Below are 5,251 nucleotides of genomic sequence, written 5' to 3' on the forward strand. Positions count from 1 at the left end.
GGTGCAGGACCGGGCGGCGCTGTGGAACGCGGTGGAGCTGGCCGAGACGCGCAAGAACAGCCAGGTCGCCCGTGAGGTCAGGGTAGCCTTACCCTGCGAGCTGGACGCCCCGCAGCGGCTGCAGCTGGTCCGCGACTTCTGCCAGCGCGAGTTCGTGGACCGGGGCATGGTCGCGGATATCGCCCTGCACGCCCCAGGGCGTGAGGGCGACGAGCGCAACCACCATGCCCATATCCTGCTGACCACTCGCGAGATCGGTCCCGAGGGGTTCACCACCAAGAACCGGGACTGGAACGCCAAGGAGCTGCTGGAGGGCTGGCGGGAAGCCTGGGCCCGGGACACCAACCACGCCCTGGAGCGCTGTGGCACCCATGAGCGCGTCGATCACCGGACGCTGGAGGCGCAGCGCGTCGAGGCCCAGGAGCGCGCCCTGGAGGCACGGGAGCGCGGCGACGAGGCCGAAGCCCTGCGCGAGACGGTTCGGGCCGTCTCTTTGGACCGTCAGCCGCTGCCGCAGCTCTCCGCCGGCGCGTGGCAGCTCAAGGAGCGCGGCATCGAGGTCGCGGCCGTGCAGGTCTGGCGGGAGATCAAGGAGCAGGCTGTTGAGGTGGCCCGTGTGGCCCATGAACTGGCCGAGAAGGGCCGCGCCTGGCTGGAGCGTGTCGCGGAACGGGCTGTGGAACAGGTGCGTGAGGCGGTGGAGCGGGTTGCACCTGCCGATGCCTGGGGGGAGTTCTTCGCTGCCGCAGCGCCCGGCGCCTCAGCCGCCGCCGAGGGGCTGGCGCGGGATCTCGATGTCGAGCGCCGGCAGGAGGCGCAGCGCGAGGCTGCCGAGCGGGAGGCGCGGGAACGGGTGCAGGAGCAGGAGCGCCGCAGCTTTGACCACGACTTTGGGCACTAAAAAATATTATAATTTAGAGGCTTAACTGAATGAGCTGCATTCATGGAGTGGGCTAAAAATGGAGATCGATCACTTTTTATGTGAAAAGTTGAATTTGAAATTGCAACTTGCTAACTCAGATGTAAGAAGGGTGCAGCCTTCTCGCAAAAGGCTACACCCAGAAGATATGGCTTTCCCTAGCCGATTTGTGTTTGCATCATCCCATTTTAGCGAATGGGATGAGACGAAGACCAAAAGTCACAAGCCTTACTCCGGCTGCAAACCACCAGTCCCTCGCCACGCGGCGACAGTAGAGCGAAGCGCTCCTGTTGCCTTTCCTCTTTTCGCGTGCGTAGCGACGCTGAAGATTGAGGCGATACTCGTAAAATTCCTCTTTAAAAAAGAGGGCGAGATACAACGGCAACACCACCCAGAAAGGGGGAGTATGCCTACGCTTTTTTGGTGTCTTCTTACGCGAAAACACCGTTGGGTATTTGAATGCCATTTGAATTCCTTTCATTTGGCATCCGGACAGGATTGAGAGAATTTAGTGTCGACACAACCTGCTCCAGGGCCCTTTTACCGGATGCAGTGAGTTGGTACATTTTTTTTGGTCGACCTCTCGCCCCCGTGGGCTCTGGATTCTTAATATCGGGTTCCACTAAGCCGTGGCGCTCAAGGCGACCTAAGGTCACAAAAACTTGGGCGTCCGATACCTCCTTATTCAGATCTTTGGATACAAGATTGGCAATCGCCGTTCCGTAAGCCTGGTTGGGATGTTTTCGGATTACAGACATGATTGCCAATTGAGTTATCCCAAGAGATCTAACGCTTGGGGAATGGTTGGTATCATGCATCTCCTTTTCCTTCGGTTGGGTGTGAATGTGGTAGTGATAGAGCACTATCCGTCTCCAAGATGGTGCCACTCATCGAAACCTTCGTTTCGATGAGTACTATATAGCACGTTCGAGCCCTAAAGTCAACACTGTTATGATAATTAGTGTTAGGTTATTAAGGCAGGCAAAAAATCCACAGTCCGGGCGCCCTTGCGCGCCGGGGGGGAGCGCCCGCCAGGGAGCTGGCGACCCCCCGCCGGATGGACGGATTGTGGAGTTTTTGATTGCCGTCGGACGTGAGGCCCCTTGTGGGCTGAGCGGACGACTCCGCGAGCGTCTGCGCGCGCGGCGGGTGGGGGTCCGAGGGAGGGTCTGGATCTGGACCGTGGCGCTGGTGGCAGCGGCCGGATTTGCTGGTGAGACGGTGCCTGGTGCAGGGGTGGCGCTTCAACCCCTGGCTGCACTCTGGCGGATATGAGGTGTTATGCGCCGGACCGCCCAGGGGGGCGGGGATCAGCCGGGGGTTGTGGGGCAGAGGGCAGCGAATGGACGGCGCGCATGGAGATCGCGTGCCGCAGCCCATCGATCCGCCCTCCGGCGACAGGCTGTCAGACAGCAAGAACCGCCCGTCAGGAGAGACGCATGCGGAAATCCCGAAGGGAGAGATGGGAGGACGAGTTCCGACCTGAGAACCTGAACAACACGCTCCTGAAGGTCCTGCTCGGCGCCGCTTTCATATCCCTCCTCGTCTGGATTGTCGGGTGGAAATACTATTTCTGGCCAGTGCCCGTGATCGTCTGCTGTTATGCAGCAGTCCCGTAGGTTGAACCGGCCCGGATCGCGACCAGGCGCTGCGCCACGTCCTGGGCTTCGATCAGCTGGCTGTTCGTGTTGCACCCCTTTGGCCTGCCAAGACCCGCACAGCCCTGGAAATTCGAATAAGCCCGTCATGCTTTGAGGCTTCGCAGAACTCGGCCTGCTCCATCAGCTGCCCGGCTGTCAGCTGGTCCATGATTTCCAGAAGCTGCAAGGTGCTGCCGTCCCGAATGTCGTCAGGCAAGCCGCGGACGGCTGCCGAAACGCGGTTTTCGCGTCGCATTGTCAGAACTCCGTTCTAGAGGTATGGTCTAAAAGGACCATAACGCTAGTGGTTTAATTAGATTAAGAGAAAAGATGACAACTTCAGCACAGCTACGCGCCGCCCGCTCTCTTTTGGGGATTGCGCAACCAACTGCCGCCAACGCTGCCGGAGTGTCGGTATCAACGCTTAAACGTGCTGAAGGTTCTATTCACCCGCCAGCATCAGCAGAGGCAGTAGCTGCACTGCGCCGGGCCTACGAAGAGGCAGGAGTGGTTTTTTTAGATGATGAAGGCCAAGGATCAGGCATTAGGCTAGATGTCCAAGGGGTTGGTAAATGATATTACAACCATGCCAGCCGGTCGAACAAGGTCGTTACAGGTGGATTTCCCAATGCCCATGCTAACCGTTTCCAAGGCTGCAAAGGTGTTTCAAGTTTCCAGACCAACCCTGCAACGTGCTTTGAAAAATGGTACAATAAGTGGAGAAAAGTCGGTGGAGGGGGGTGTCGAGGTCTGGCAAATTGACACCGCAGAGCTAGCAAGGGTCTACAAAATCAGACGCTCCGAGGCTGACAGCCTTCCACGGCAAAAAATTGAAATAGGATCAGGTCGTGACACGTCAAAAATAGGCGATCACAGTGACTTGTCAGGTGATGTTGTCAAACAACTTCAGGCTAAACTTCAGGCTGTCCAAGATGAATTGACTGCAGCCTTGGCCGTCTCTGAAGAACGCAAGCGCATGATAGACGAATATGTTAGGTCGCTACCCAAGCCTGCTGCCGAGGAGCAAGCGAGGCGTGGCTTCTGGGCAAGGCTGATGAAGCGCTAACCGGCGTTCAGGCTAATCTCTTTTGATTCGACGCGCAGGAATATCTGGAAGAAAGCCGTCCAGTAGGGGCTGCGAAACAGGTGGCAGGCCCTCACCACTAGGAAGCTGCTCTTCATCAGGAAGCAGGCCTGGAACCTGATGCCGTAATGGCCGCGCCTTTTCAGACAAAAGTCTGTCTCCCTGTTCAGATCCAGACAAGAGCACTGTGCCGCGCATGGCAGCATACTGAAGGCCGTCGCGCCGCTTTCTCCAAGCGACCGTGGAATTCAGCACGTAGGCATTTACGGTTCCTGCGCCACCGACCTGCGCAGCGTCTATCCAGTCGCCATCACGTAATACCTTGATTGCGCGCCGAATGGTCATGGCACTTACTCCCAGCTGTTCAGCAAGTGCTGCGTAGGATGCAACGATGAGGTTATCCCGGTCTGCCAGAACGATCAGCTTGTGTAGAAGCGCAGCAGCCGCAGGCTTTTCCATGGTCAGCTGCGACCATGCCTCATGCGTAGCAAGGTCAGTTTGAACGAAGCCCCTCAAAGGCAGATCATCAGCCATACCGTGTTCTCCACATGAACATGGGTCTGTTCATCCCAGTCCCGCATTGCCTCTGTGGTGTTACATATCGTGACAATCCGGTCAATAATTTAGCCGATTGATTGCTAACCCTGTTCATCTAGGTGAACAGACCCCTGTTCATCTAGGTGAACAGACCCCCCCTAAAATATCTTTTAAAAACAGCATCAATTTTTTTTTCTCTTCTATGATCTACAGGGAACAACCGGGACGGGCCGTGTCGGGCGAAGCAGCCGCCAGGTAGCAAGCGCCGACCGGCGCGGACTGGCCCGGTTTTTACCTGTTAGCGAGCTTTGACTTTGAAATGTCGTTTCGCAAGCTTGCGCCCTAAAGGCACTCTCTACGCGAGGTTGGGGATGATCAAGAAAGCAGGGGAAGGAGTTATTCACACCCCAAAAAAAATATAAAAATCAATTGCATATAGAAAATTCATTGTAGAAGAATAAGCCCCAGCTGGCTGGAGTAAGAGTCGCAGCCTGCCGAAGAACCTCAATTTTGGAGATGAAAAATGGCTGATGAAACTGAACGTGCCGACGTCGCCACTGTCGCATACCGCATGGCGAGGGAGTTGTGGGTCCTTGAAACTGGAAACAAACCCAAAGCATCGGATGTCAACTTTCTAAAGCTGGTCGCTATCTGCGCGATGGCCCTGAAAGGTGGCAACCCTGGTCACGTCCATGGTTGGGCTTCCGAAATATACGGCCAGTAATTGAAAAAAGCCGGGGCGTTGCGGACGCCCCGGCCTTGTCTTAGACCTCTCGCGAAGATCCCGGACGGTTACGCAGCCCCAGATCGCGCCGGGGTCGTAAAGATTAGAACTCAGTCGGTCACAATTTCTTCTTGGACCAACGCATCCCGCACGGTCGACGGAAGCTTGTAGCGCCAACCGCTGTTTTCGTGATCCCACTCTACTTCAAAGAAGTAGGTCTCTTCATCATAGCCTTGGGTATGCGAAACACGCCGCCCAAAAGCTCCCATCAGGCCAGCAAACTGTTGCCGCGTGTAGTTGCTCGCTGAACAAAGCTGCTCGATCCCAACCCATGCGTCGCCAGCGTC

Annotated in this window: 7 protein-coding genes; 3 read left to right on the top strand and 4 right to left on the bottom strand. The window is 56.6% G+C overall.

Going from position 1 to position 5,251, the window contains the following annotated elements; translation table 11 throughout:
* On the top strand, positions 1-901 hold a 901-nt coding region (gene mobQ, locus TW83_RS22205), incomplete at its 5' end, for a MobQ family relaxase (RefSeq protein WP_071209505.1).
* 196 nt (positions 902-1,097) lie between these two features.
* Here mobQ and TW83_RS20990 read toward each other — a convergent pair.
* Both TW83_RS20990 and TW83_RS18515 read right to left on the bottom strand, forming a co-directional pair.
* A complete protein-coding gene (locus TW83_RS20990) occupies positions 1,098-1,385 on the bottom strand; it encodes a hypothetical protein (protein ID WP_157001785.1) in 288 nt (95 codons plus the stop codon).
* 1,205 nt (positions 1,386-2,590) lie between these two features.
* A complete protein-coding gene (locus TW83_RS18515) occupies positions 2,591-2,815 on the bottom strand; it encodes a hypothetical protein (protein WP_045984258.1) in 225 nt (74 codons plus the stop codon).
* 74 nt (positions 2,816-2,889) lie between these two features.
* Here TW83_RS18515 and TW83_RS22355 point away from each other — a divergent pair, with 74 nt between their 5' ends.
* Complete coding sequence (locus tag TW83_RS22355; RefSeq protein ID WP_045984259.1) at positions 2,890-3,135, top strand: helix-turn-helix domain-containing protein; 246 nt, start codon at positions 2,890-2,892, stop codon at positions 3,133-3,135.
* Positions 3,136-3,175: 40 nt separating this feature from the next.
* Positions 3,176-3,625, top strand: coding sequence for a hypothetical protein (locus TW83_RS20995; protein ID WP_157001793.1), 450 nt, complete (start codon positions 3,176-3,178; stop codon positions 3,623-3,625).
* A gap of 12 nt (positions 3,626-3,637) precedes the next feature.
* On the opposite strand, the gene TW83_RS21000 is transcribed toward TW83_RS20995, so the two are convergent.
* Entirely contained in the window at positions 3,638-4,177 is a 540-nt protein-coding gene (locus TW83_RS21000) for an HTH domain-containing protein (protein WP_157001802.1), read from the bottom strand.
* A gap of 837 nt (positions 4,178-5,014) precedes the next feature.
* The coding region (locus TW83_RS21550) for a hypothetical protein (RefSeq protein WP_162198091.1) at positions 5,015-5,251 on the bottom strand (237 nt) is incomplete at its 5' end.

The sequence above is a fragment of the Paracoccus sp. S4493 genome (assembly GCF_000967735.1).
GTDB classification, from domain to species: domain Bacteria; phylum Pseudomonadota; class Alphaproteobacteria; order Rhodobacterales; family Rhodobacteraceae; genus Paracoccus; species Paracoccus marcusii.

Coding starts and splice junctions, on each gene's coding strand:
- TW83_RS21000 (WP_157001802.1), bottom strand. CDS start 4,177: ATGGCTGATGATCTGCCTTTGAGGGGCTTCGTTCAAACTGACCTTGCT.
- TW83_RS20990 (WP_157001785.1), bottom strand. CDS start 1,385: ATGGCATTCAAATACCCAACGGTGTTTTCGCGTAAGAAGACACCAAAA.
- TW83_RS22355 (WP_045984259.1), top strand. CDS start 2,890: ATGACAACTTCAGCACAGCTACGCGCCGCCCGCTCTCTTTTGGGGATT.
- TW83_RS18515 (WP_045984258.1), bottom strand. CDS start 2,815: ATGCGACGCGAAAACCGCGTTTCGGCAGCCGTCCGCGGCTTGCCTGAC.